This window comes from Flagellimonas algicida (genome assembly GCF_049629585.1).
Classification (GTDB): domain Bacteria; phylum Bacteroidota; class Bacteroidia; order Flavobacteriales; family Flavobacteriaceae; genus Flagellimonas.
This window is the reverse complement of record NZ_JBMYIX010000001.1, coordinates 1,835,540-1,859,781: the sequence shown is the minus strand read 5'-3', so window position 1 is coordinate 1,859,781 and position 24,242 is coordinate 1,835,540. Positions and strand designations below refer to the sequence as shown.

General features: G+C 43.8%; 24 protein-coding genes. 14 read left to right on the top strand and 10 right to left on the bottom strand.

What is annotated here, in order from left to right; translation table 11 throughout:
• Positions 1-67 precede the first annotated feature (67 nt).
• On the bottom strand, positions 68-2,920 hold the full coding sequence (gene gcvP, locus ACPD8L_RS08460; RefSeq protein WP_421810041.1) for an aminomethyl-transferring glycine dehydrogenase: 2,853 nt from the start codon (positions 2,918-2,920) through the stop codon (positions 68-70).
• Positions 2,921-3,046: 126 nt separating this feature from the next.
• On the opposite strand from gcvP, the gene ACPD8L_RS08455 reads away from it, so the two are divergent.
• Complete coding sequence (locus ACPD8L_RS08455; RefSeq protein WP_421810040.1) at positions 3,047-3,871, top strand: UbiA prenyltransferase family protein; 825 nt, start codon at positions 3,047-3,049, stop codon at positions 3,869-3,871.
• Here the strand turns inward: ACPD8L_RS08455 and ACPD8L_RS08450 are convergent.
• Positions 3,868-4,098, bottom strand: a complete 231-nt coding sequence (locus ACPD8L_RS08450) for a hypothetical protein (RefSeq protein ID WP_116218627.1) — start codon at positions 4,096-4,098, stop codon at positions 3,868-3,870. The genes ACPD8L_RS08455 and ACPD8L_RS08450 overlap by 4 nt on opposite strands.
• A 2-nt stretch (positions 4,099-4,100) precedes the next feature.
• A complete protein-coding gene (locus ACPD8L_RS08445) occupies positions 4,101-4,655 on the bottom strand; it encodes a sigma-70 family RNA polymerase sigma factor (protein ID WP_116218626.1) in 555 nt (184 codons plus the stop codon).
• Between the two features lie 226 nt (positions 4,656-4,881).
• Between ACPD8L_RS08445 and ACPD8L_RS08440 the strand changes: the two genes are divergently transcribed.
• On the top strand, positions 4,882-5,241 hold the full coding sequence (locus ACPD8L_RS08440) for a hypothetical protein (RefSeq protein ID WP_421810039.1): 360 nt from the start codon (positions 4,882-4,884) through the stop codon (positions 5,239-5,241).
• Here ACPD8L_RS08440 and ACPD8L_RS08435 read toward each other — a convergent pair.
• Genes ACPD8L_RS08435 through ACPD8L_RS08425 form a run of 3 tightly spaced genes read right to left on the bottom strand, consistent with a single transcriptional unit; the run spans position 5,238 to position 8,937 of the window.
• Positions 5,238-7,274, bottom strand: coding sequence for a M3 family metallopeptidase (locus ACPD8L_RS08435; protein WP_421810038.1), 2,037 nt, complete (start codon positions 7,272-7,274; stop codon positions 5,238-5,240). The genes ACPD8L_RS08440 and ACPD8L_RS08435 overlap by 4 nt on opposite strands.
• 12 nt (positions 7,275-7,286) lie before the next feature.
• Complete coding sequence (gene purE, locus ACPD8L_RS08430; RefSeq protein WP_116218623.1) at positions 7,287-7,778, bottom strand: 5-(carboxyamino)imidazole ribonucleotide mutase; 492 nt, start codon at positions 7,776-7,778, stop codon at positions 7,287-7,289.
• A 4-nt stretch (positions 7,779-7,782) separates the two neighbouring features.
• Positions 7,783-8,937, bottom strand: coding sequence for a 5-(carboxyamino)imidazole ribonucleotide synthase (locus ACPD8L_RS08425; RefSeq protein WP_116218622.1), 1,155 nt, complete (start codon positions 8,935-8,937; stop codon positions 7,783-7,785).
• A gap of 118 nt (positions 8,938-9,055) precedes the next feature.
• On the opposite strand from ACPD8L_RS08425, the gene ACPD8L_RS08420 reads away from it, so the two are divergent.
• The 6 genes from ACPD8L_RS08420 (at position 9,056) to ACPD8L_RS08395 (ending at position 16,290) form a co-directional block, all read left to right on the top strand.
• A complete protein-coding gene (locus tag ACPD8L_RS08420) occupies positions 9,056-10,165 on the top strand; it encodes an adenylate kinase (RefSeq protein ID WP_116218746.1) in 1,110 nt (369 codons plus the stop codon).
• A 50-nt stretch (positions 10,166-10,215) separates the two neighbouring features.
• A complete protein-coding gene (gene obgE, locus ACPD8L_RS08415; protein WP_116218621.1) occupies positions 10,216-11,217 on the top strand; it encodes a GTPase ObgE in 1,002 nt (333 codons plus the stop codon).
• A gap of 65 nt (positions 11,218-11,282) precedes the next feature.
• A complete protein-coding gene (locus tag ACPD8L_RS08410) occupies positions 11,283-11,807 on the top strand; it encodes a DUF4136 domain-containing protein (RefSeq protein WP_293302272.1) in 525 nt (174 codons plus the stop codon).
• Positions 11,808-11,950: 143 nt separating this feature from the next.
• On the top strand, positions 11,951-13,975 hold the full coding sequence (locus ACPD8L_RS08405; RefSeq protein ID WP_423942900.1) for a S9 family peptidase: 2,025 nt from the start codon (positions 11,951-11,953) through the stop codon (positions 13,973-13,975).
• Between the two features lie 534 nt (positions 13,976-14,509).
• A complete protein-coding gene (locus tag ACPD8L_RS08400) occupies positions 14,510-15,568 on the top strand; it encodes a sensor histidine kinase (RefSeq protein WP_423942899.1) in 1,059 nt (352 codons plus the stop codon).
• Positions 15,565-16,290 (top strand): LytR/AlgR family response regulator transcription factor, encoded by a 726-nt coding sequence (locus tag ACPD8L_RS08395; protein WP_423942897.1) that lies wholly within the window; start codon positions 15,565-15,567, stop codon positions 16,288-16,290. Before ACPD8L_RS08400 ends, ACPD8L_RS08395 begins: the two co-directional genes overlap by 4 nt.
• 105 nt (positions 16,291-16,395) lie before the next feature.
• Here the strand turns inward: ACPD8L_RS08395 and ACPD8L_RS08390 are convergent, their stop codons facing one another.
• From ACPD8L_RS08390 to ACPD8L_RS08380, 3 genes are all read right to left on the bottom strand, one after another.
• Complete coding sequence (locus ACPD8L_RS08390) at positions 16,396-16,773, bottom strand: DoxX family membrane protein (RefSeq protein ID WP_421810032.1); 378 nt, start codon at positions 16,771-16,773, stop codon at positions 16,396-16,398.
• A gap of 96 nt (positions 16,774-16,869) precedes the next feature.
• Positions 16,870-17,655, bottom strand: coding sequence for an SDR family oxidoreductase (locus tag ACPD8L_RS08385; protein WP_423942895.1), 786 nt, complete (start codon positions 17,653-17,655; stop codon positions 16,870-16,872).
• 3 nt (positions 17,656-17,658) lie between these two features.
• Positions 17,659-17,970 (bottom strand): cupin domain-containing protein, encoded by a 312-nt coding sequence (locus tag ACPD8L_RS08380; protein ID WP_293302256.1) that lies wholly within the window; start codon positions 17,968-17,970, stop codon positions 17,659-17,661.
• 96 nt (positions 17,971-18,066) lie between these two features.
• On the opposite strand from ACPD8L_RS08380, the gene ACPD8L_RS08375 reads away from it, so the two are divergent.
• Positions 18,067-18,978 (top strand): Mur ligase domain-containing protein, encoded by a 912-nt coding sequence (locus ACPD8L_RS08375; protein ID WP_423942894.1) that lies wholly within the window; start codon positions 18,067-18,069, stop codon positions 18,976-18,978.
• 4 nt (positions 18,979-18,982) lie between these two features.
• Here the strand turns inward: ACPD8L_RS08375 and ACPD8L_RS08370 are convergent, their stop codons facing one another.
• Positions 18,983-19,432, bottom strand: a complete 450-nt coding sequence (locus tag ACPD8L_RS08370) for a DUF1569 domain-containing protein (RefSeq protein WP_421810029.1) — start codon at positions 19,430-19,432, stop codon at positions 18,983-18,985.
• A gap of 53 nt (positions 19,433-19,485) precedes the next feature.
• Here ACPD8L_RS08370 and radC point away from each other — a divergent pair, with 53 nt between their 5' ends.
• Genes radC through ACPD8L_RS08345 form a run of 5 tightly spaced genes read left to right on the top strand, consistent with a single transcriptional unit; the run spans position 19,486 to position 24,242 of the window.
• Positions 19,486-20,184, top strand: coding sequence for a RadC family protein (gene radC / locus ACPD8L_RS08365; RefSeq protein ID WP_116218610.1), 699 nt, complete (start codon positions 19,486-19,488; stop codon positions 20,182-20,184).
• A 12-nt stretch (positions 20,185-20,196) separates the two neighbouring features.
• Positions 20,197-21,492: a polysaccharide deacetylase family protein gene (locus ACPD8L_RS08360; RefSeq protein WP_116218609.1), complete on the top strand. Its 1,296-nt coding sequence runs from the start codon at positions 20,197-20,199 to the stop codon at positions 21,490-21,492.
• A complete protein-coding gene (locus ACPD8L_RS08355) occupies positions 21,485-22,174 on the top strand; it encodes a YjjG family noncanonical pyrimidine nucleotidase (RefSeq protein ID WP_421810027.1) in 690 nt (229 codons plus the stop codon). Before ACPD8L_RS08360 ends, ACPD8L_RS08355 begins: the two co-directional genes overlap by 8 nt.
• A gap of 56 nt (positions 22,175-22,230) precedes the next feature.
• Entirely contained in the window at positions 22,231-22,785 is a 555-nt protein-coding gene (locus ACPD8L_RS08350) for a hypothetical protein (RefSeq protein WP_116218607.1), read from the top strand.
• Positions 22,782-24,242 carry a DUF5723 family protein gene (locus ACPD8L_RS08345; RefSeq protein ID WP_423942891.1) on the top strand — a complete coding sequence of 487 codons (1,461 nt, stop codon included), beginning with the start codon at positions 22,782-22,784 and terminating at the stop codon, positions 24,240-24,242. The genes ACPD8L_RS08350 and ACPD8L_RS08345 overlap by 4 nt, the downstream gene beginning before the upstream one ends.

Genomic DNA, 24,242 nt, shown 5'->3' with positions numbered 1-24,242 from the left:
GGTAAAATGAAAAACCCTGATTCTCAAATTGAAACAGGGCTTTTTATCAATGCGTACAGCGGTTCAACTATGCTTCTGCGTAGGCCTCAATGGGCGCACAGGTGCACATTAAATTACGATCCCCAAAAGCTTCATCCGTTCTTCGGATGCTGGGCCAAAACTTGTTTTCGGCCACATAGGGCAATGGGAATGCTGCTTGTTGTCTGCTATACGGAAACTCCCAAACGTCATGGGTGATCATGCCCAAGGTATGTGGGGCATTCTTCAAAACATTGTTGGGATTATCCGCGCTGGCTTCATCAATCTCATTTCTGATGGATAGCAAGGCATCGCAGAAACGATCTAGTTCGGCCAAGCTTTCACTCTCGGTTGGCTCGATCATAAGTGTTCCGGCCACAGGGAATGAAACGGTAGGGGCATGGAATCCATAATCGATCAACCTTTTGGCAATATCGGTAACTTCAATGCCATTGGCTTTAAAAGGTCTGCAGTCGATGATCATTTCGTGTGCGGCCCTACCACGTTCCCCGGTATAGAGCACATCAAACTTGCCTTTGAGGCGATCTTTGATGTAGTTGGCGTTGAGGATGGCTGCTATGGTGGCATTGGTAAGGCCACCTGTTCCCAACATTTTGATATATCCATATGAAATCAAGCACACCAAGGCACTTCCCCAAGGAGCGGCAGAAATTGCAGATATAGGTGTATCTCCCCCTGTTTCGATCACAGGGTTGGTTGGTAAAAACGGTTTTAACTGTTCCGCCACACAAATAGGACCTACTCCGGGTCCACCACCTCCATGTGGAATGGCAAAGGTTTTGTGAAGATTTAAGTGGCAAACATCGGCGCCAATGGTAGCCGGGTTGGTGAGTCCAACCTGTGCATTCATATTGGCACCATCCATATACACTTGTCCACCATTTTCGTGGATCAATCTTGTAATTTGTTTTATGGAAGATTCAAAGACCCCGTGAGTAGATGGGTAAGTGACCATCAAAGCAGCCAAGTTTTCGGAATGCAATTGTACCTTTTCTTCCAAATCGGCCACATCAATGTTTCCTTTTTCATCGGTCTTGGTCACTACCACCTTCATGCCTGCCATGACCGCCGAAGCAGGGTTGGTTCCGTGCGCCGAAGCGGGGATAAGGCATATGTTCCGATGCCCTTCACCACGCGATTCGTGATAGGCCCTGATTACCATAAGCCCGGCATATTCTCCCTGAGCTCCTGAATTGGGTTGTAGGGAGGTAGCGGCAAAGCCGGTGATCGTGTTCAATTGGGATTCCAAAGCCTTGAGCATTTCTTGATATCCTTGAGCCTGGTTTAGGGGTACAAACGGGTGGATGTTTCCCCAGTGCGCCCAACTCAAGGGTAGCATTTCAGAAGCGGCATTCAGCTTCATGGTACAGCTTCCCAAGGAAATCATGGAGTGGTTCAGCGCCAAATCCTTGCGCTCCAATTTTTTGACATAGCGCATCAACTCCGTTTCGGAATGGTAGGCGTTGAACACCTCATGTTCCAAGAAGGGGGTTTTGCGCTGTAATGCATTTGGAATGGTCCCTTCTGAAGCAAGGGGAACTGCGTCGTGTGTTTTTATATCGTGGGCCTCCGCAAAGCAGAGCACAATGGTCTTAAGGTCTTCCTCGGAAACGGCTTCGTTGAGGGATATGGAAACCGTATCGGCATCAATATAATTAAGATTAATGCCATGTCCTTCGGTGATTTCCCGCAGCGCGATGCTATTTTTCACTTTTACCCTAATGGTGTCAAAGTAGCAGGAATTCAATTGTTCAAAACCAAAGGACTCCAATGTTTTGGCCAATTGTGCGGCTTGGCCATGTACTTTGTTCGCAATATATCTTAATCCGTTGGGGCCATGGTAAACGGCATACATTCCTGCCATTACGGCCAAGAGTACCTGGGCTGTACAGATATTGGATGTAGCCTTGTCCCTTTTAATATGCTGTTCCCTGGTTTGGAGGGCCATACGTAGGGCTCGGTTCCCATCCGTGTCCTTGGTGACTCCTATGATTCTGCCGGGTATATTTCTTTTGTATGCTTCCTTGGTGGCAAAAAATGCGGCATGGGGTCCACCGTATCCCAGTGGAATACCAAAGCGTTGGGTGGTGCCAACGACCACATCAACACCCCATTCACCTGGAGGGGTAAGAAGTACCAAGCTAAGGATATCGGCAGCAACGGCCACTTTAATTTCATTGGCCTTGGCTTTTTGGACAAAGCCGGTATAGTCGTTCACTTGACCAAATTTCCCGGGGTATTGGAGGATGGCCCCATAAAAATCATCAGAGAAACCAAAGGTTTCGTGATTCCCGACCACCAATTCTATGCCCAACGGAATGGCCCGAGTCTGGAGCAAGCTCAAGGTTTGGGGAAGAATTTCTTCCGAAACAAAGAATTTTACGACTTCATTTTTTTTCTGTTCCCTTGACCGAAGTTCAAACAGCATGGTCATGGCTTCTGCGGCTGCGGTACTTTCATCCAAAAGGGAAGCATTGGCCAATTCCATCCCGGTGAGGTCGCTTACCATGGTCTGGAAGTTCAGGAGAGCTTCCAGCCTTCCTTGGGCTATCTCCGCTTGATAGGGGGTGTATGCCGTATACCATCCTGGATTCTCCAAGATGTTTCTTTTGATTACGGATGGGGTCAGGGATTCGTGATACCCCAATCCAATATAACTTTTGAAAATCTGGTTTTTTTCCGATAACTTTTGGATATGGGCCAAAAATTCATGTTCACTTATCCCTTTTGGAAGATTTAAGGGCTCCTTAAGTCTAATATCATCGGGAATGGTTTCATAAATCAATTGCTCCATATTGTCGACCCCAATGGTCCCAAACATTTTGGAGAGGTCTTTTTCAGCAATGCCAATGTGTCTGGCGGCAAATGTTTCTGTGTTCATGTTCAATCCAATAAAGTGCACAAAATTAGGGATTAATTCAATGAAAATAAGCAATTTTGGTAGTCTCCAAACCAAAGTTGTTAACCACTGGTTAACCTTGGGTGGGGGGTGTTCCTATTTTGTATAATGAGAAGCCTAAAATTCATCTTTGATTTCTATCTGGATGCCAGTGTGCATGTGGCCCTTGCCGTGGTTTCACTTATGGGGGTCACGTTTGATCTTTTGGAAGCTCCTTGGGATTTTTCCTTGATGGGCTTCACCTTTTTTGGGGTGATAGTATGCTATAATTTTATCAAGTATGGGGTAGAGGCCTATAAATACCTGATTGTGTCCAATGTGTACCATAAATACATACAGGTTTTCAGTTTTCTGTGCTTTGGACTTGCTGTTTATTTCTTGTTTCAATTGGATCGTGACATGTGGATGGCCATTGCGATTTTAGGTCTTATATCCACATTGTACGCGGTGCCCTTGCTGCCAGAGGCCAAAAACCTGAGAAATTTGGGAGGATTTAAAATTTATATTGTGGCCTTGGTCTGGGTTGGTTTTACGGTGCTCTTACCTGTTTTGGATGCCAAAGTTCCTGTAGGGTGGGATGTGTGGATATGGTTCCTGCAACGTTTTATTTTGGTGGTGGTCCTCATATTGCCCTTTGAAATACGAGATCTTGAATGGGATGATGAAAACCTCAGGACCCTGCCTCAGGTTTTGGGCGTAAAAAGTACGCAACAGTTGGGAATGGTATTGGTGGTCCTTTTCTTTGTACTGACTTTTTTCAAGGATGAAATCCATCCCTATGAAATAGTAATGCGATTAATTTTGGGTGTTGTATTGGTTGTTGTGCTAAGGTCACACAAGAAGATGCAAGAACGCTATTTTGCTTCGTTTTGGGTAGAAGGACTTCCCATTTTGTGGCTATTGCTTTTTTGGGTGTTGAATGGACTTTTTTAAAGTCTTTTTTCCAAGTCTTTTTTCATGCATTCCTTGTCCTCTTTGGAAAGGACGTTCAGTCCCGCCTTATCGCACAAAGACGTAAGGGTGCCGTTACGCTTGGAGTAATGTGCACAAGTCTTGCAATACAGTATATGCAAGCGAAGCTTTAGGATTTCCCAAAAGCTGGCTTCCTTGTACTGTGATTTGGTGCAGATATGTGATGCCTCTTCACATGAAATCTTCATAACTAAAACCAATTATCATTTAAACAACCCATAAGTGCCGTTCTTGCCCTGTGGATCATTACCCATAGGTTGGACGGATTAATCCCCAATTCATTACAGATATCCTCAGTGCTCATGCCTTGAATCGTTTTCATTTGAAAGACCATGGCCTGCTTACGGGGCAATTTGGAGATACATTCCTGTATGGCCGACCCCAGTTCTTCGTTCTCAAGTGCATTGTCGCCATCCTGGCTAAAAGGGTCCGCTACCTGTTCCTCGATCCAATCTCCTTCCGAATCGGAACTGGCCGCATAGTTCACCCTAACTTCAGCTTTTCCTTTTTTGGAATTAATTTTTCGGTAGTGGTCAATGACTTTGCGCTTTAAGATAGCGATCAACCATGTTCGCTCCGCTGCATCACCTTTGTAATTTTTGGCGGAATTGAGTCCGGCAAAAAATGTCTCCTGTACCAAATCCTTGGCAATTTCGGCATCGCTGACACGCGCCACTGCATAATTGAACAGATAATCTGCGTACTGGTCTACCCAATTGTCCGGATGAAGTTGATGTTCGGCCATAGTTGTTAGAAGTGTCAAAAGTAATGATTTTACCGAATGATCTTATACCCAATTTGTTGTAAAACATTCAAAGGAAAGGTATTGGAGACAATTACGCTATTCCTTTAATCCAAGATTAACACGGGTTCCATTTTTGGTCCTTGGACAAAGTAGTGGACCGCAGGTGTGGGTTTTATTTGTAAATTTATGAAAATCAGCAAGTAACCATTTATTAGACGCTTCGGTTATGGTCAAAATTGCATGTGTATTGTCCATTTTGATGTTGTTCAACAGTTGTTATACCTATCAGCAACTCAATACCGCTGATTTCGACTATGTGGTCGGGAAGCGATATGAAATCAGGATGGGGGACCGCGAGATGGAGAAAGTGCTTATCAAAGCGGTGACCGATTCGACCTTGGTGGTGGTGCAGGACAAAACGGAAATGACCATTCAGAAATCCATGATCACCGAAAGCCGGATGCGAAAATATTCCGTAGGAAAAACCATTGTGGCCTCGGCACTGGGAGCGTTTGTGGTCATTGCCACCATTGGAATCATTTCCTGGTCCAGTGGAAGCAACAAGTCGTTTATTGAATGTTGCTAGTCTTTTGTTTCCAGTAGTCCGGCCCGTTCCAATAAAGCATCGATTTTAGGCTCGGAGCCCCTAAAACGTTTGTACAGTTCCATGGGATTTTCCGTGCCTCCTTTGGAAAGTACATGTTCCTTGAACCTGTCCGCAATTTCCTTGTTGAAAATCCCTTTTTCCTTGAAATAAGCGAAAGCATCCGCATCCAAAACCTCGGCCCATTTGTAGCTGTAATACCCGGAGGAATATCCACCTTGAAAAATATGGGAGAAAGAAGTGCTCATGCAGGTTTCGGGGTTGTCCGGGAACAAAGCAGTGCTTTCAAAGGCTCTGGTTTCGTAATCTTTTACATCTTTTATATTGGATGGGTCCGAACCGTGCCAGACCATATCCAAAAAGCCAAAACTCAATTGTCGGATGGTGGCCATGCCCTCTTGAAAAGTGGCGGATTCCTTTATCTTTTCAACCAATTCCATGGGAATGAGTTCCCCCGTTTCATAGTGAAAGGCAAAAAGTTCCAAGGCTTCTTTTTCATAGCACCAGTTTTCCATTACCTGACTGGGCAGTTCCACAAAATCCCAATACACCGAAGTTCCGGAAAGACCTGGATAGACCGTGTTGGCCAACATCCCATGAAGGGCGTGCCCAAACTCATGGAACAAAGTGGTTACCTCATTGAAGGTAAGCAACGAAGGTTTTGAAGCAGTTGGCTTCGTGAAATTGCATACGTTGGAGACATGGGGCCGACTATTTTTGCCGTTACGGGTATACTGTGGTTTGTACGAGGTCATCCAAGCCCCACCACGTTTCCCGGGACGGGGATGGAAATCGGCATAAAAAAGGGAAACAAAGTTGCCCGAGTCCCCATAGACTTCATAAGTTTTTACCTCATCATGGTATTTGTCCACATTAAAAACCTCCTTGAAGGTAAGGCCGAACAATTTTTCAGCGACTTGGAAAACTCCGTTGATGACATTCTCCAGTTTAAAATAAGGTTTCAATTTTTCATCGTCCAAATTGAACAGTTTCTGCTTTAATTTTTCAGAGTAGTAGGCACTGTCCCATTTTTCCAAATGATCAATACCATCCAATTCTTTTGCATAGGCCTCCAACTCCGCAAATTCCCTCTCGGCGGCAGGCTTGGCCTTCTCCAAAAGTTCGTTCAAAAACTCAAGCACTTTTTCAGGGGTTTCGGCCATGCGTTCTTCCAGGACAAAATGGGCATGGGTAGCGTAACCCAATAGGTTGGCGCGTTCATGGCGAAGGGCGACAATTTGCAGTACATTTTCTTGATTGTCCAATGCATCATTATGGAATCCCTTACTGCCAAAGGCCAAGGACAATTCTTTGCGCAACACCCTATTTTCAGCATATTTCATAAAAGGGATATAGCTGGGGTAGTCCAAGGTGATCAGCCAGCCTTCCTTGTTTTTGGATTGCGCCAATTGGGCGGCCGCTTCTTTGGCGCCCTCGGGAAGACCTTTTAAATCTTCTTCATTGGACAATAACATTTCGTATTTGTTGGTTTCGGCAAGTACATTTTCACCGAATTTCAGTTTTAGTTTGGACAGTTCGGCATCAATTTCCCTAAGTCTTTTTTTATCCGCTTCGTTTAGGTTTGCCCCGTTTCTGCTAAAGCTTTTATAGCGCTTTTCCAACAAAGTCTTCTGCTCAGGAGTGAGGGAGAGGTTTTCTCTTTGTCCGTAAACCGTTTTGATGCGTTCAAAAAGCGGTTGGTTCAGGGTAATGTCATTGCTGAACTCTGATAGTAAAGGAGAGACTTCCTGCGCAATTTTTTGGATTTCCTCATCGGTCTCGGCAGAGTTGAGGTTGAAAAAGACGCTAGAAATACGGTCCAATTGTTGTCCTGAAAAATCCAAGGCCTCCAGCGTGTTCTCAAAGTTGGGCGCTTCGGGGTTTTCCACTATGGCGTCAATCTCTTTTTTGGCACTTTCAATAGCCTCCAAGAAGGCAGGCTTAAAATGTTCGTTCTTGATCTTTGAAAATGGAGCTTGATTAAAGGGCTCCAAGAGAGGGTTATTATTGGGCATTTCTGCGTAGGTTTATTTTTTGTTGCGAACTTCATCCGCTCCTTTGATTACTTTTTCTTTGAGGCCTTGTTTGTAGTCCACCATTTTGGATAAAACTTTTTGGTCTGAACTCCCAATAATTTGGGCAGCCAAAATCCCAGCATTTTTGGCGCCGTTCAAGGCTACGGTAGCTACGGGAACCCCACCGGGCATTTGCAGGATAGACAATACGGAATCCCAACCATCTATGGAATTGCTGCTTTTTACAGGGACTCCAATAACAGGTAAGGGAGACAAGGAGGCTACCATTCCGGGAAGGTGTGCAGCACCACCGGCCCCGGCTATAATGACCGAGTATCCATTTGTATGGGCGTTTTTGCCAAAATCAAAAAGTTTTTCTGGAGTTCGATGTGCGGAGACAATGTCCACATCCACTTCAATATTGAACTCTTTTAAAATATCGATGGCGTCCTGCATAACAGGCAGGTCGCTGGTACTTCCCATGATTACGGCTACTTTGCTCATATTCTTATTTGCTTACAACGTTGATGGTTTCTTTTACTTTTTGGGCCACTTCACGGGCTCTGGCCATATCTTCGTCCACAATGGTCACATGTCCCATTTTGCGGAACGGACGGGTCTGTTTTTTACCGTAGATATGGGGTGTTACCCCATCCATCTCCAAAATGGTATCCATATGTTCATAGACCACATCCCCGGTATGGCCTTCGGCTCCGACCAAATTTACCATGATTCCAGCCACTTTGCTATCCGTCTTTCCCAAAGGCAGGCCCAAAATGGCCCGGATGTGCTGTTCAAATTGGTTGGTAAAACTGGCCTCAATGCTATAATGTCCGCTGTTGTGTGGTCTTGGAGCCACTTCGTTGACCAGAATTTGGTCATCCTGCGTTTGAAACAATTCCACGGCCAATAATCCTACGGGTTGCAGATGTTCAGCCACTTTGAGAGCCACTTCAGTAGCTTTTTGTGCTACGGAAGCGTCAATTCTGGCCGGACAGATAACATATTCAACTTGGTTGGCCTCTGGGTGAAACTCCATTTCCACCACAGGGTATGTTTTTACTTCACCTTTGGTGTTCCGTGCTACGATAACGGCCAATTCATTTTTAAAATCCACCATTTTTTCGGCAATGCACTCCACATTGGGAAGACCGTTTAAATCTTCTATTTTCCGAACGACTTTCACACCTTGGCCGTCATATCCAAATTGGGCACTCTTCCAAACAAAAGGAAGTTGGAGGCCTCCGTTGGAAATACTGTCCTCTATCTCGGATGTATAGGCAAAACGCATGAACGGGGCAGTTGGAATATTGTGGTCCGTATAGAACAGTTTCTGGGTTGCCTTGTTCTGTATAGTCCGCAAGGCTTTGGTCGGAGGATAGACTTTTTTACCCTCATGTTCCAATTTCTCTAGGGCGTCCACATTCACATTTTCAATTTCAATGGTAAGGACATCCACATCCTTTCCAAAATTGTAAACGGCGTCAAAATCCATAAGGCTGCCTTCCACAAATTCATTGCAGGCAATTTTGCAGGGCGCTTCGGGTGAAGCATCCATGACCTTGGTATGAATGTCCCATTTTCGGGTTTCGTAGAGCATCATTTTGCCTAATTGCCCACCCCCTAAAATACCGAGTTTAAAATTGGAAGAGAAAAAATCCATGGATCATTAAATTGGAATGACTGCAAAAATACATGAATTCCTTGAAGGGATGAAAGATGCTGGGCATACCACCCCCAAAAAATGCTATCTTTGCCAACCTGACCAAAATACTGATACGTTGATCAAGCTAAACAACAAGTTGTTTAAACCTTACTTAAAGGAAGAGCAAATCCTTGCGGCCATAGAAAAAATGGCGGCGGAAATCGCTGAAGATTATAAGGATGAGACTCCCCTTTTTGTAGGTGTGCTCAACGGAGCCTTCATGTTTGTGGCCGACTTTTTAAAGGCGTATCAGCATCCTTGCCAAGTTTCTTTTGTACGGTTGAGTTCCTACCAAGGTTTGACTTCCACGGGGATTGTGGAGACCTTGTTGGATGTGCAGGAAGATATGGAAGGAAAGAGCGTTATTATTTTGGAGGATGTGGTCGATACGGGAAGAACATTGAAACAATTGGTACACCTGTTCTCCCAGACCAATGTGAAGGAATTTAAAATTGCTGCCCTTTTTTACAAGTCCGAAATCTACAATGGTGAATACGCCATTGATTATGTGGGATTGGAAATCCCGGATAATTTTATTGTGGGCTACGGTTTGGACTATAATGAAATGGGTAGAAATTTGAGGGAAGTATACCAATTAAACCAAGCAGATATGATCAACCTAGTGCTTTTTGGAAAGCCAGGAGCAGGAAAAGGGACCCAAGCCGGGTTCTTGAAAGAGAAGTACAATTTGAAACACATTTCCACAGGGGATGTGTTCCGATACAACATTAAAAACGGAACGGAATTGGGCAAGTTGGCCAAATCCTATATCGATAAGGGCGACTTGGTCCCCGATGAGGTTACCATCGATATGCTAAAGGACGAAGTGGAGAAAAATCCAGAGGCGTCAGGCTTTATTTTTGATGGTTTCCCAAGAACAGCGGCACAAGCGGAGGCTTTGGACAATTTTTTAGAATCCAAGGACATGAAGGTGAACGCCACCATCGCTTTGGAAGCCGATGATGAGGTGTTGATTGCCCGTTTGTTGGAACGCGGGAAGAGCAGTGGACGTTCCGATGATCAAGATGAGAGCAAAATCCGTAATCGTTTTGATGAATACAATGAAAAAACAGCCCCTTTGAAAGCGTATTACGAGAAGCAGGGGAAATTCCATTCCGTAAACGGAATTGGGGACATTGCAGAAATCACCGAGCGTTTGGGCAAGGTAATAGATGCTTTGGACTAAGACGGAGGTAGCATTTTACCCTTCACCTTTCTGCTAACAAAACCATTGACATGACCGAAGGCAATTTTGTGGATTATGTGAAAGTGCACGTATCTTCCGGGAACGGAGGCAAGGGTTCTGCGCATTTACATCGGGAAAAGTATGTTGCCAAGGGAGGTCCGGATGGTGGTGATGGTGGCCGTGGAGGTCACGTGATCGTGAAGGGGAACAAAAATCTGTGGACCTTGGTCCATTACAAGTTCAAAAAGCATTTTAAGGCGGGTCATGGGGAGCATGGCAGCAAAAATAGGAGTACCGGTGCCGATGGGGCCGATACCTATTTGGAAGTTCCCCTCGGGACCGTGATACGGGATACCGAGACCAATGCCGTTCTTTTTGAGATTACCGAGGACCAGGAAGAGAAGATTGTCCTGGAAGGCGGAATGGGAGGTCGCGGCAATTGGCATTTTAAAAGCCCTACCAACCAGACTCCTAGATATGCACAACCCGGAATCCCGGGGCAGGATGCCCAGATAACCTTGGAACTTAAGGTTTTGGCCGATGTGGGTCTTGTGGGATTCCCCAATGCCGGGAAATCTACCTTGCTGTCCGTGATGACCTCGGCTAAACCCAAGATCGCCAATTATGAGTTTACCACCTTAAAACCCAATCTGGGTATTGTGGAGCATCGCGATTTTCAGAGTTTTGTCATGGCCGATATCCCCGGAATTATTGAAGGTGCAGCGGAAGGCAAGGGTCTGGGCCATTATTTTCTGCGTCATATTGAACGCAATGCCACCTTACTTTTTCTAATCCCTGCCGACAGTAAGGACATCAGTCAGGAATATGCCATTCTTTTGGATGAGCTGAGACGGTACAATCCGGAGTTGTTGGATAAACAGCGCATCGTGGCCATTTCCAAATGCGATATGTTGGATGAGGAGCTCATTGAGGAAATGCGACAGGAAATGAAGCCCGATTTTAAGGATGTTGATTATCTATTTATCTCATCGGTAAGCCAATTGGGCATTCAGCAGCTCAAGGATAAGCTGTGGGCGCTATTGAACGAATAAAGGCGCCTGTTCTCCCACCCAAGCCAAATAATCCTTAATTTTAAGCTAATCCAGATTTATCTGCCATGCGAAACCTATGGATTATTGCACTGTGTTGCCTATTGGCCTCTTGTGTCTCCATTCGGGTCAATTACGATTACGATAAGGGAACGGACTTTAGTAGCTATACCACCTACAATTATTTCTCCGATTTGGATTCGGGTCTGACCCAATTGGACGAAAAGCGCCTCATTCGGATTTTGGATTCCACCCTGCAGATAAAAGGATATCGTTTGGCAGAGGAACCCGATTTTTTCATCAACATTCAAAGCAGTGAATTTCGTAGTCCGTCTAATAGCGCTGTAGGTGTTGGTATTGGTGGTACGGGCAGAAATGTGGGCGGCGGAGTTTCCGTTGGATTGCCCATTGGAAATTCTGGAATACAACGTCATATTCTATTTGATTTTGTGGATGCCCAACGTGATGCGCTGTTCTGGCAAGCCTCCACTGAAAGTGGCTATCGCGATAACGCTTCCCCAAGTGTTCGTGAAGAAAGGTTGAGGGCCTTGGTTAAAAAAACATTGTCAAAGTTTCCCCCAGAAACAAAATAAAGACAAGAATGAAATCAACCTTGGGGTTGTATGTTGGTGGTTGATTATCAGTTTTTTGCTGGTTTTTGTAACAAAGACAGATACGGACAGTCTAATTTGTTATAACATCATTTTTTTCAAAAGAAACACTTAATTCAACACGTATGAAAACAACACAAAGGATCAAATGGGTCTGTGGGGTTTCCCTATTCATGTTTTTGGGAGTTGCCCTTCATGCCCAAGAAAAACCTGGCGATACCACTTTGGCCAGTTCCCATGACGAATTGGTTTCCTTGGCCGCATTGGATCAAGGGGATTACCGGTACACCGTGGAAGATTATTTTGGAAATCCCAAGGGGTTCACGTTCCGATTTTCCCCGGATGGAAAATACTTGTCCTACAGGGAAAGCGATGAGAATGGCAAACGTCATATTTATGTGAAGAACCTGGAGACCAACGAGGTTAAAAAAGCCATTGAGGAAAAGGATGAGTTGGTCAGGATTTATGGCTGGTTAAACAATACCAGACTATACTTTTCCATGGATAAGGGAGGCAATGAAAACTATCATATTTATGCAGTGGATTTGGATGGGAGCAACTTGAAGGACCTCACTCCCTTTGATGGTGTGCGGGCAGATTTCACAGAGTTGTTGCGTGATGATAAGGAGCATATCATTGTTTCCATGAACAAGAACAATGCCCAGGTCTTTGAGCCCTTCAAGCTGAATGTGGTCACAGGGGAATTGACCCAACTATATACCAATGATGACCCGGCCAACCCTATCTTGGGGTACGATTTTGATAGAAACGGGAAACTGAAAGGATTTACACGTCTTCGGGATGGAGTGGAGCAGGATACCTATTATGAGGATGGCAAAGGAGGTTTCCAAGTCTTGAAACAGCTAAATTGGAAGGATAACTTTTTTATCACCAGCTTTAACTATGCAACGGAATATCCGCATGATGCCTATGTGGTCTCCAATCTGGACAATGATAAGGCGGAAGTGCAACTGTTCGACCTTAAGGAGAACAAAACCATAAAGAAGGTCTTTTCCAATGATCAATACGATGTGCAGAACATGGGGCTCTCCAGAACCAGAAACCATGAAGTGGATTATTTTACCTACGAGGGTGAAAAAAGTATGGTGGTTCCGGTGAGTGAGGTCTTTAAAAAATTGGATGCCAAGGTGAAGAGTGAACTTCCCGGAATGCAGTACAGTATATTGGATAGCACTGAAGATGAAAATCTGTACATGCTCTATGTGGACAGTGACCGGGTGTATGGCATGTACTATGCGTACAATGTGGCCAAGGATGAACTTACCGAGTTGTACAATACCATGCCGCAGTTGAAAAAGGAGGATATGGCCGAAATGCGCCCCATAACCTTTACCAGTAGGGACGGTATTACCCTACATGGGTATATTACCTTGCCCAAAGCAGCTTTGGCCGGCCAAAAGGTGCCCGTAATTGTAAACCCACATGGAGGTCCGCAGGGTATCCGGGATTCTTGGGGCTTTAACCCGGAAGCGCAATTGTTTGCCAGTAGGGGCTATGCCACACTTCAAGTAAATTTTAGGATTTCCGGGGGGTATGGTAGGGAATTCTTGGAATCTGGCTTTAAACAGATTGGAAGAAAGGCCATGGATGATGTGGAGGATGGTCTGCAATATGTAGTGGAACAAGGTTGGGTTGATCCAGACAAAGCCGCTATTTATGGAGGTAGCCATGGTGGGTATGCCGTATTGAGAGGCTTGACCAAAACTCCTGACCTGTATGCCTGTGGAGTGGATTATGTGGGGGTATCCAATTTGTTCACCTTCATGAAGACCATACCACCATATTGGAAACCGTACCTAAAAATCATCAAGGAAATATGGTATGATGAGGACGTTCCAGAGGAAAAGAAGATTATGGAAGAAGTTTCCCCGGTATATCAGATTGATAAAATCAATAAACCTTTATTTGTAGTGCAGGGAGCGAACGACCCAAGGGTCAATATAGATGAATCGGACCAAATTGTGAGTGCGTTGAGAGGGAAGAGCTATGATGTGCCCTATATGGTAAAATATGATGAAGGCCACGGATTTGGCAAGGAAGAGAACCGTATTGAGCTCTATAAGGCCATGATGGGCTTTTATGCCAAACATTTAGGGCAACAGGAAATCCCCCAGCCATTGAAAGATTGATTTATAGAACTGATTTTCAATTTAAAAGGAGCTTTTTTAGCTCCTTTTTTATTTGTTGCCTCTTTTGGGAAATTACGGTTACCGTTCACTAGGTCTTTTTTACCACTGCCCATAATTCAGGTGTACATGAATGGAAAGCCCTGTAATTTAGTGCCGTACAAAACCCTAAAACCGAAACAATGATAGCACTTGTACGATTGATGATAACCTTATTGGTGGATATCTTCCTGTAAAAAATAATCATGAACCTTTAAAAAATCAGACAATGAGAAAATTGAGTACAACGCAGAAAGCTATTTTGGTCATGGGAATCATCGGGACTTCAATAGGGCTTTATGGAAAATTCAATGGGTGGGAATATGATTCGTACTTTGTATTCTTTTATACAGGGATGACGTTAATGTGGGTGGCATTTTTAAATAGCGGCAAATCATACTGTAGACTTTTCTGGAAAAAGCAACCACAAAATCAGTAAGGGGCATTCCCATAGGTTGAACTGCTTAAAGTATATTTGGAATACCGTAGACCATATTCATGGAATTGAACAATAAAAAACGCGAGTACGCTTTTTGGGTCCTACAGATTTTCGGATGGGGTTTCATTAACCTGGTTTCTGTTTTTGTGGTAAAGCAGATCAGTATATCCCTGCTTATCTATTCGGTGATTATGGGTACAGTACTTGGTATTGCGGTGACTTTTTTGTTGCGGCTGTACCTAAAAAGAGCTATACAGTTTGATGGCTTCGGGATCAAGGAGTTTATAAAGGTTTTACTTTCCTTTCTAGTCGCATCCTTTTTGTTCGCTGTCCTGAACTTTATTTTTGGATATGTATATGTTGAGTTTGGCCCGGCATTGACCCCTTCAGAGCTCCAAATGTTCAAATATCACGACAATGTTGGGATACAGGTGCTCAATTCCCTGTTTCTTATTGGAGCTTGGACGGTAACCTATTTGGTGATCAAGTTGCTTCTTAAGCTTAATCGGGACCGAATAGAACGCTTGGAACTCAATACCCACCTTAAACAAGCACAGCTAAATACCTTAAAGGGTCAGATAAACCCCCACTTTATGTTCAACAGCCTCAATAATATCAGGGGATTGATGTTGGAAGATGTGGAAAAATCCCGGGAAATGCTCACCAAACTTTCGGAAATCTTGCGGTTCTCACTGACCAAGAACAGCAACAATGCCATTTCGGTCCGGGAAGAATTGGAAATGGTGGACAATTATATAGCGCTATCCAAAATCCAGTTTGAAGATCGTTTGGAATTTGTCAAGAATGTGGATAAGGATACCTTAGATCTACAAATCCCACCCATGATCATACAGCTATTGGTGGAAAATGCTACCAAACACGGTATCTCTAACCTCAAAAGCGGAGGAACCATTGTATTGAACATCAAGAAAGAACAAGAACTCTTGATATTGGAAGTCCGCAATACGGGCAAACTCCAAATAGCCAAGGATTCTACCCAATTGGGGTTGCAAAACATACAACAGCGGTTAAAACTCCTTTATACCAATAGGGCATCCTTCAATTTGGAAGAAGTTGCCGATGAGGTGGTGGCCAATATTAAAATCCCACTGGTATGAACATCAAAGCTGTCATTGTGGAAGACTCCAGATTGGCCCGGAACGAGTTGAAGGAGTTGATCAAAAAGTATGATGATATTGAAATCCTGGGAGAGGCTGAAAATGTGGACGCTGGGTTTGAGCTGATCCAGAGTACCTCGCCAGACCTCTTATTTTTGGATATCAACATGCCTGAAAAAGATGGTTTTGAGCTTTTGGAAATGTTGGATGAAGTGCCCATTACCATATTTACAACGGCTTTTGACGAGTATGCTATAAAATCCTTCGAGTACAATGCCTTGGATTATTTGCTGAAACCTGTAAGTGAAAAGCGTTTTCATATGGCCATGGAAAAAGTGCGGACAAAATTGGAATCTAATCGCATAGGAGCCGATATGTCAAAAAAACTTAAGGAGAGCAGTCAGATTTTTATCAAGGACGGGGAATCATGCTGGTTGGTAAAAATTGGGGATATTTCCCATTTCGAGATTGTGGGCAACTATACCCGGGTATTTTTTGGGGATAAAAGGCCATTGCTGTACAAATCATTGAACCTGATAGAGGAAAAACTTCCCGAAGCATCCTTTTTTAGGGCCAACCGTCAGCAGATCGTGAATACCCATTTTATTGAAAGTGTGGTGCCTTGGTTCAACGGAAAACTCAAACTTATCATGCAAAATGGGGAAGAAATAGAGGTTTCACGAAGACAATCCTACATTTTTAAGGACCGTATGAGTCTATAATCAAAAAGCGAAGAGGAAAGATGTTGTTTAATGTCAGTTCGAGCGGAGTCGGGAGTTTGTTCAATACATCCCGACTTCGTTCGATATGATAAAATCACCAATACATCAAGGGCGCAAAAGGTCCTTGTATCTATCCTTATAGCCGATTAAGGCCAAAATATTCAAGACTAATAGACCTAGTCCGGGGCCTATACCGGCTGGAGCTAAGGTGGCATGGAACAGTACGGCATTGACCGATACACTCATCAGTATCACAGCCATAAGTGCTCCATATTTGTTCAGGATAAAGGCAAGTCCTGCCAAAATTTCTACAACTGCAACTAATTTAAGGGTGTAGGTTGATGAAACTGCGCCGAAATAGCTAATGGCCGCATCCGGCATGTCACCTGGAGGAGGTAAGAAGTTCAGGAACTTGTTGAGCCCAAAAATCAGAACAAAAAGCCCCAATAGGATTCGAACTGCCAAAAAAACTTTTGAATTCATGGGTATGATTTTTATTGGTTGAACAATAAAAATACCTAAAAATTGAATATATGATAATTTAACCCTAAAAATATTTTGTTATAAATAAAAAATTTCTCATAAAGATTTTAGGAGCCCTCCGTCAATGGGGATGTTGGTCCCAGTAATGTACGCTGCCCTGTCAGAGGCCAGAAATGCGACTAGATATCCATATTCCTCGGGTTTTCCAATCCGTTTCATGGGTACCTGTTCCTCCATGTTGGAACGTACTTCTTCTGGGGTGACTCCCATTTTTTCTGCCTTTTTTGTATTGAGCTGGGCAATGCGGTCCGTATCAAAATATCCGGTCAGGATACTGTTGGCCGTAATGTCATCTTGGGCAATATCGTAGGCCAAACTTTTGGACCAAGTGACCACCGCTGCACGGATGGAATTGGATAACGCCAAGTAATTCAAGGGTTCCTTGACCGAGATGGAGGCCACATTGATAATGCGTCCCCACTTTTTCTTTTGCATTTGTTTTAAGGCCAGTTCGGTGGTCAGTACAACCGATTTAAAGAGCAGGTCAAAGGCCTGCTGGTAGTCCTCAATGGATTTTTCCAGTGCACCTCCGGCAGAAGGCCCTTGCGTATTGTTGACCAGAATATCTACCTCGTTTTGATCAAAAAATGAAGATATAGTCCGTTTAAAAGCTTCAAAATTGGAGAAATCAACAATCAAAAATTGGTGTTCTTGCCCAAAGGAAGTGTCCATTTCCTTGATGATGGCCTTCATTTTTTCCTCATTTCTGGCCATTAGGGTAACACTTGCACCACTCGCGGCCAATTGTCTGGCTATGGCCGCGCCAATTCCTTTGCTACTGCCGCCTACAAGAGCGGTCTTTCCTTTAAGGGATATATTCATAACTTATTTATATTCTTCCCGAACGGGGCTAAAAACATCCATCAATCTGCAGGCTGTCAAGGCTTTTCCACTATGAGGGGTGTTGGAGGGAATTACGACCACATCTCCGGGATGGTAGATGGCCGTATTCCCATCAAGGGTAAATTCAAAATCCCCTTCCACCACGTGCATGATCTGTTCATGGTGATGGGAATGTTCCGGTACCTCGGCATCTTGTTTCACACTCCAAAAGGCCCAGGAGATGGTATCTCCATGCACCAATTTCCCATGATAACCCGGCATAATTTCCTTGGATTGAATTTGTGATAGATTCATCGTGTTCAATTTTTTCTCAAGATAGAAATTAATAAGATTGGGTGTTTGTTTGGATTGGTTTTGTCAATACCTATTTTTGAAAGATAAATCAATTTGATGCAAGTACACTTTATAGGTATAGGGGAAGCTATCCTGAGTGATTTGGCCCTGACGCTTCGCAACAAAGGGCACATCGTTACTGGCAGCGATAGCGGTGCGGAAGAATCCTTGAAAAATAGATTGGAGCCTCTTGGACTTCTTCCTGAAACCATGGGATGGAATCCTGAAACAGTCCACGATCAATTGGATGCTGTAATTTTAGGAGCCAATATACCATTGGATAACCCGGAACTGTGTAAAGCGCAGGAATTGGGATTGCAGATTTTTTCGTATCCGGCATTCGTGTTTGAGCAATCCAAATACAAGACCCGGGTGGTGGTGGCAGGGCATGGAAAAGCCGATATAATCCCCATGATCTTACACGTATTGCACTATCATAATGTTGAGGTGGATTATATGATGGAAACCCCTCTGGAAGGATTTGAACGTCGCGTGCACCTGACCGAGGAGAATGACTTTGTAATATTGGAGGGGGACGAGCACTTTTCTTCTGTAATGGACCCAAGGCCTAAATTTCATGTGTATCAGCCTAACATTGCCTTATTGGGTGGGATAGCAGATGAAACTCCAACTTTGGAAAACCAGGTGGGGCAGTTCCGGATTTTTGTGGATGGTATTATCAAGGGAGGTAGCATTACCTATAATGAAGAAGACCCTGAAGTGAAGAAAGTGGTTGAGGCCACAGAAAACCCTATCCGAAAATTTGCATACCAATCGCCGGATTACCAAATTGAAAACGGTATGGTTCTTTTGGATACCCCTGAAGGTGAAATGCCCTTGGAAATTTCAGAAAACAGGGCCTTGGACAATTTGATCGGGGCCAAATGGATTTGCCAACAAATGGGGGTGGATGAAGATGATTTCTATGAGGCCGTAGCCTCTTTCACAATGCCAGCCCAGCTACCATAATGGGTTAAACCCCAAATTGCCGTAAATGATGGTCCAAATGCTTGTACTGTATTTGTCCCCACTGATCATAAGTGAGGTCCCCAAAAGCAGGGTGGGGTCCCCGGTCTTTAATATGCCTCTCCCCATGAAAATCATTGATAAGGGTAACCAAGGCTTGTTTTTCCTTTGGAAAATCTTTCCTGTCCTTGACCCGAAACCCCGGTGCAGTGGGTAAATTGTGTTTCCAAGGGTTGTCATTATACATGCTCTTTTTAAAAACTTTGAACATGAGCTTCATAAAAGGATTGGGTTTTTTTATTGTAAGTTTGCCCAAAGCCACCTTTAGGGGAAACTGACAATGGTACAGCATTTGTCCAACCTCCATTTTGCCCCATTGCCTCTGGGTGGATTCCGAAAGTTTATCGATTCGGGAAAGGATTTCAGCATGGGCCTCAGTGTTGAACAATGATTTCATAGGATAAGATTTACATTGAAAATTACATAAATTTAATCTCCTATCTTTAGAGGATGCAAGAAAAATTGGTTTCCTTTTCGATCAAAAATTGGGCGGATGACGACAAGCCTAGGGAAAAACTGCGCCATAAAGGTAGTTTTGTCCTGTCCGATGCGGAATTGATCGCCATTCTCATTGGTTCAGGGAACCGGGACGAGAGTGCCGTGGAACTGTCCAAGCGGATTTTGGCCTCGGTGGGCCACAATTTAAGTGAGATGGGGAAACTTTCGGTAAACCAATTGATGAAGTTCAAGGGAATTGGGGAGGCCAAGGCCGTTACCATTGCTGCCGCGTTGGAGGTGGGAAGGCGAAGACGAATGCAAGATACCGGAAAGATTACCAAGATATCCGGCAGCAGGGATGCTTTTGAACTTTTGTACCCGATTATGGGAGAGTTGCAACATGAGGAATTCTGGATTGTATATCTCAACAATTCCAATAAAGTCATCCATAAGTCCCAATTGAGCAAAGGAGGTATTACGGGAACCCTGGTAGATGTAAGACTGGTTTTAAAAGAGGCCCTTGAGCTTGGTGCCGTGGGGATTATCCTGGCCCATAACCACCCTTCCGGAACATTGAAACCCAGTGCCTCGGACAAGCATATTACCGAGAAGCTGAAAAATGCTTCAGAGGCGTTGGACATAAAAGTATTGGACCATTTGATTTTGACACGACACCATTATTTGAGTTTTGCCGATCAAGGCATGTTATGATTATCGCCATTTATGCTATTGATATTTACCCATAAGATCACCAATCGACTCACGTACACCGCCCGTCAGCTTTTCGAGAAGATATTGGGTGTGGAAATTTCGTTCACCACAAGGGTAGAGGACTTTATCAAACATTCAGGTCCCAAAATGACCTATTCCAAGCAGCCCTTACAGAACGAATTTTTTATTAGGAGCAACGACCTTTTGTTTGAACAGGGTATCAACGACCTGGAAATTAAAGTGGGTGATTGGGACGGTATCCCCTGTTTTTTTATGAGCGGAGAGAAAAGCTCCATCCCTTATGATATTTTTTCGGCAAGCTTTTTCCTTTTGAGTAGGTATGAAGAATATCTCCCCCATGTGAAGGATAGCGTAGGAAGGTTTCCGGTAAAGGAAAGCTTGGCATACCAGAACAATTTTCTGCAACTCCCCGTAGTGGATATATGGGCTTATAAACTTCTGGATGCCCTTAAGGAACGATTTCCGGATATGGAAGTTGGGCAGAGGGAGTACAGTTTTACATCGATTATAAACGTGACCGCCTCGCACTGTTATGCCATGCGGGGCTTTATGAGAAGTCTGGGAGGTTTTTTGATTGACTTGGGCAATTTTAAGTTAAGGGATATCGCAAAGCGGTTTTCGGTTTTGTTGGGCTTCAGCAAAGATCCCTATGACAATTTTTACGAGTTGGTGGAAATCCATAAAAAAATGCCCATTAAGACCATGTTCTTTTTTCAGTTTGCCAAGCATTCGGCCCATGATAAGAACATATCCCCCAACAACAATAAGTTTCGATATCTTATAAAATCGGTGGCGGATTATAGTACGGTCTCTTTGAGTACTTCGTTTTTATCCTCCACGGACAAGTCGGTCTTGAAAGAGGAGAAAAAACAATTGGGCAATCTCATTAATAGGCCCATCAATTATGCAAGACTTCGGTATAACAGGGTAAGTGTGCCCACTACGTATCGGAATTTGGTGGAGACGGAATTTACGGATGATTTCTCCATGGGATATACCCATCAAATAGGGTTCAGGGCTGGTACATGCACCCCTTTCCATTTTTATGATATCAACATGGAGGTGCGACAACCCTTAAAGGTGCACCCTTTTACGGTGCATGATTATGCGTTGACAAATTACAGGAATAAAGAGGAGATATTCGAAAAAATGGACAGCGTATATAGATGGATAAAGCAAGTAAATGGGAATATGACCATTGTTTTCTCCAATGAACTTTTGGGGAGTGGTCATATGGTTGATTGGATGGAGCTATATCAATCGTTTCTGAAGAGATATTATGTTTGAGCACAGGATCACCGATATTTTTTTTGACTTGGACCACACGCTGTGGGATTTTGAAAGGAATTCTGCCCTTACTTTTGAGAAGATTTTCAAAGCGAACGGGGTTTCTGTTGTGTTGGAAGACTTTTTGAGGATATATGCCCCCATCAATCTTGAATATTGGAAACTCTACAGGGAAAATAGGATTGATAAGTCAGAACTGCGTTTTCAAAGATTAAGGCGTACGTTTGACGCTATGGAGGCTGCGGTGCCAGATAAACTAATCCATGAACTGGCCCATGAATACATAGCGTATCTGTCTTCTTTTACCCATCTGATGCCCAATGCCCTGAAGGTGTTGGAGTATCTTGAGCCCAAGTATAGGTTGCATATCATTACCAATGGTTTTCACGAGGTGCAGGAAAAAAAGCTCAAAGGAAGTAACATCCATCATTTTTTTGATCATGTGGTCAATTCTGAAATGGCTGGGGTAAAAAAACCAGACCCCTACATTTTTAAGTTGGCATTGACCAAGGCCAAAGTAGAAGCTAAAAACACCCTGATGATCGGCGATAGCCTTGAAGCGGACATCATTGGCGCCAAAACGGTTAAGATGCAGGCACTTCACTTTAATTCCAACAAAGAACCTGGGCACGATCATTGCAAAACAATTAACGATCTCATTGAAATAAAAAACATTTTATAGAGTTAACATAGGGTACGGCATGCCCCATTGTTTCACTTGAAAATGAATTTTAATCTATGAAAGGATCACGTTGCCGTTTGCTAGTGGTACTCATATTTTTCCCGTTCCTGTTCAATTCATGTTCCGAAAAGCAGGATTTTGATCAGTTTGAAGACCTTTCCATAACTCCTACCTTGGCTTCGGGTATTTTTTATCTGGAATCGGACGAAGCAACTATTAACGCTGCGGGTGATGTTGGAGTTTTTTATGTACAGACGATAAATTTTGATGCCTTCAATGAAGAGTTTGTTGCCGAACGACTTTTGGAAGGGACCATCCAGTATGAGCTTGAGAATACCACCACTAAACGAATAGGGATTGCCATTGAGTTTTTGGATGAAAATGGAGATGTATTGGATGTTGAGTCCTTTATCGTGGAACCCAATATGCCTGAAGTTTTTACCCGGGATGTATTTTATGGGCCAGGTGGGAGAAGCATAGATATATTGACAACAACTTCAAGTCTTCGGATAGCTGTGGGGAATTTAAGCGACAGTACCAGTGTTTCTACAACATCAGACCCTAAGATAAAGCTAAGCTCTGGAGCTGAATTTTTATTCCGATTGAAATGAGGAAAGGGATTAAGCTCATTTTTGTCATTTGGTTTGGAATGCATGCGCTCTACGCGCAAAACAAACAGTTGCTGTACGATTTTAATGAGATTCCACAGTCACTTATGCTAAACCCAGGGGTAAAGACTTCAGAAAAGTGGCATGTGGGAATACCTGTATTGTCGGGCCTCTCTTTTCAGGCAGGTACAAGCGGTGTTACCGTGAACGATTTGTTTGCAGATGACGGAATTGACTTCACCACGAAGGTTCGGGAACGCGTATTGGATGCAATGACACGTAAAGACGATTTTAGCACCACCAACCAGATAGAAGGATTTTATGTTGGATTTAGGGGGAGAAACAGACCTGACGACTATTATTCCTTTGGAATGTACGGAGAGATGGACATCATTGTCTATTGGCCTAAAGATTTGGCGTTACTTGCTTTTGAAGGGAACGGAGGCGCCAATATCGGGAGGAGCTTTGACCTTGGTGATCTTAATCTAAGAGGGGAAATGTTGAACGTCTTCCATTTCGGTGTCAACAGGAAACTAAGCAACGACCTTACCGTAGGGGCACGGGCCAAACTGTATTCCAGTATTTTTCAATTTCAATCCATACACAACTCGGGTTCTTTTAGGACCAGCCCGGGGCAGAACAATGTCTATGTGAGTAGTATTGTTGCCGATATGCAATTGCAAACTGCCGGGGTCAAGGGCTTTTATGATATTTTGGACGAAGATACGTCCACCACTACCAAAGACTTGACCAGTCTTTTTACCAAAAGGGTTTTATTGGGAGGCAATCTGGGTTTAGGCTTCGATGCCGGTATCAGCTATAACCTAAATCCCCAAACCACCATTACTGCGAGTATCCTTGATGTTGGGTTCATCTACAATTCGAAAGACATCCAGAACTATACGCTTCGCGGAAACGCCAGCACAGAAGGAATTACAGTATTCTTGCCCGAGGATATCAATGATGTCAACAATGATCTTTGGCAGGAATTGGTGGACGATATAGAAGAAACCTTGCCTTATGAAGAAAACAATTCCGGGTATATATCCCTGAGACCCGTAAAGGTTTATGGGTCCATTCGTTATGACTTTGGTGAAGCTAATGGACGTTCCATGGAAAACTGTGGTTGCGGGGTCAATATGGAAAGGGGAGGAGGAAAGTCCGGTATCTATAGAAACAGTGTAGGAGGGCAGCTGTTCTTAATGAAAAGGCCGAGGGGTATTCAACCTGCCTTGACCGGGTTTTATCAAAAAAGATTGGGAAGAACCTTGTCTTTGAAGACCACCTATACCGTTGACAAATATTCATGGACCAATGTAGGGTTGGGGCTCAACCTTCAGGCTGGCCCGGTAAACTTTTATATATTGGGAGACAATCTCTTGAGCTATAGGAATGTTGCCGATAGCCACTATGCTTCTTTACAGTTCGGATTTAATATCATATCTTGGAACGATAATTGA

What these genes read in the sequence shown, in the direction of transcription:
- gcvP (WP_421810041.1), bottom strand. Translation starts at nt 2,920, where the DNA reads ATGAACACAGAAACATTTGCCGCCAGACACATTGGCATTGCTGAAAAA.
- ACPD8L_RS08455 (WP_421810040.1), top strand. Translation starts at nt 3,047, where the DNA reads ATGAGAAGCCTAAAATTCATCTTTGATTTCTATCTGGATGCCAGTGTG.
- ACPD8L_RS08450 (WP_116218627.1), bottom strand. Translation starts at nt 4,098, where the DNA reads ATGAAGATTTCATGTGAAGAGGCATCACATATCTGCACCAAATCACAG.
- ACPD8L_RS08445 (WP_116218626.1), bottom strand. Translation starts at nt 4,655, where the DNA reads ATGGCCGAACATCAACTTCATCCGGACAATTGGGTAGACCAGTACGCA.
- ACPD8L_RS08440 (WP_421810039.1), top strand. Translation starts at nt 4,882, where the DNA reads ATGGTCAAAATTGCATGTGTATTGTCCATTTTGATGTTGTTCAACAGT.
- ACPD8L_RS08435 (WP_421810038.1), bottom strand. Translation starts at nt 7,274, where the DNA reads ATGCCCAATAATAACCCTCTCTTGGAGCCCTTTAATCAAGCTCCATTT.
- purE (WP_116218623.1), bottom strand. Translation starts at nt 7,778, where the DNA reads ATGAGCAAAGTAGCCGTAATCATGGGAAGTACCAGCGACCTGCCTGTT.
- ACPD8L_RS08425 (WP_116218622.1), bottom strand. Translation starts at nt 8,937, where the DNA reads ATGGATTTTTTCTCTTCCAATTTTAAACTCGGTATTTTAGGGGGTGGG.
- obgE (WP_116218621.1), top strand. Translation starts at nt 10,216, where the DNA reads ATGACCGAAGGCAATTTTGTGGATTATGTGAAAGTGCACGTATCTTCC.
- ACPD8L_RS08410 (WP_293302272.1), top strand. Translation starts at nt 11,283, where the DNA reads ATGCGAAACCTATGGATTATTGCACTGTGTTGCCTATTGGCCTCTTGT.
- ACPD8L_RS08405 (WP_423942900.1), top strand. Translation starts at nt 11,951, where the DNA reads ATGAAAACAACACAAAGGATCAAATGGGTCTGTGGGGTTTCCCTATTC.
- ACPD8L_RS08400 (WP_423942899.1), top strand. Translation starts at nt 14,510, where the DNA reads ATGGAATTGAACAATAAAAAACGCGAGTACGCTTTTTGGGTCCTACAG.
- ACPD8L_RS08395 (WP_423942897.1), top strand. Translation starts at nt 15,565, where the DNA reads ATGAACATCAAAGCTGTCATTGTGGAAGACTCCAGATTGGCCCGGAAC.
- ACPD8L_RS08390 (WP_421810032.1), bottom strand. Translation starts at nt 16,773, where the DNA reads ATGAATTCAAAAGTTTTTTTGGCAGTTCGAATCCTATTGGGGCTTTTT.
- ACPD8L_RS08385 (WP_423942895.1), bottom strand. Translation starts at nt 17,655, where the DNA reads ATGAATATATCCCTTAAAGGAAAGACCGCTCTTGTAGGCGGCAGTAGC.
- ACPD8L_RS08380 (WP_293302256.1), bottom strand. Translation starts at nt 17,970, where the DNA reads ATGAATCTATCACAAATTCAATCCAAGGAAATTATGCCGGGTTATCAT.
- ACPD8L_RS08375 (WP_423942894.1), top strand. Translation starts at nt 18,067, where the DNA reads ATGCAAGTACACTTTATAGGTATAGGGGAAGCTATCCTGAGTGATTTG.
- ACPD8L_RS08370 (WP_421810029.1), bottom strand. Translation starts at nt 19,432, where the DNA reads ATGAAATCATTGTTCAACACTGAGGCCCATGCTGAAATCCTTTCCCGA.
- radC (WP_116218610.1), top strand. Translation starts at nt 19,486, where the DNA reads ATGCAAGAAAAATTGGTTTCCTTTTCGATCAAAAATTGGGCGGATGAC.
- ACPD8L_RS08360 (WP_116218609.1), top strand. Translation starts at nt 20,197, where the DNA reads ATGCTATTGATATTTACCCATAAGATCACCAATCGACTCACGTACACC.
- ACPD8L_RS08355 (WP_421810027.1), top strand. Translation starts at nt 21,485, where the DNA reads ATGTTTGAGCACAGGATCACCGATATTTTTTTTGACTTGGACCACACG.
- ACPD8L_RS08350 (WP_116218607.1), top strand. Translation starts at nt 22,231, where the DNA reads ATGAAAGGATCACGTTGCCGTTTGCTAGTGGTACTCATATTTTTCCCG.
- ACPD8L_RS08345 (WP_423942891.1), top strand. Translation starts at nt 22,782, where the DNA reads ATGAGGAAAGGGATTAAGCTCATTTTTGTCATTTGGTTTGGAATGCAT.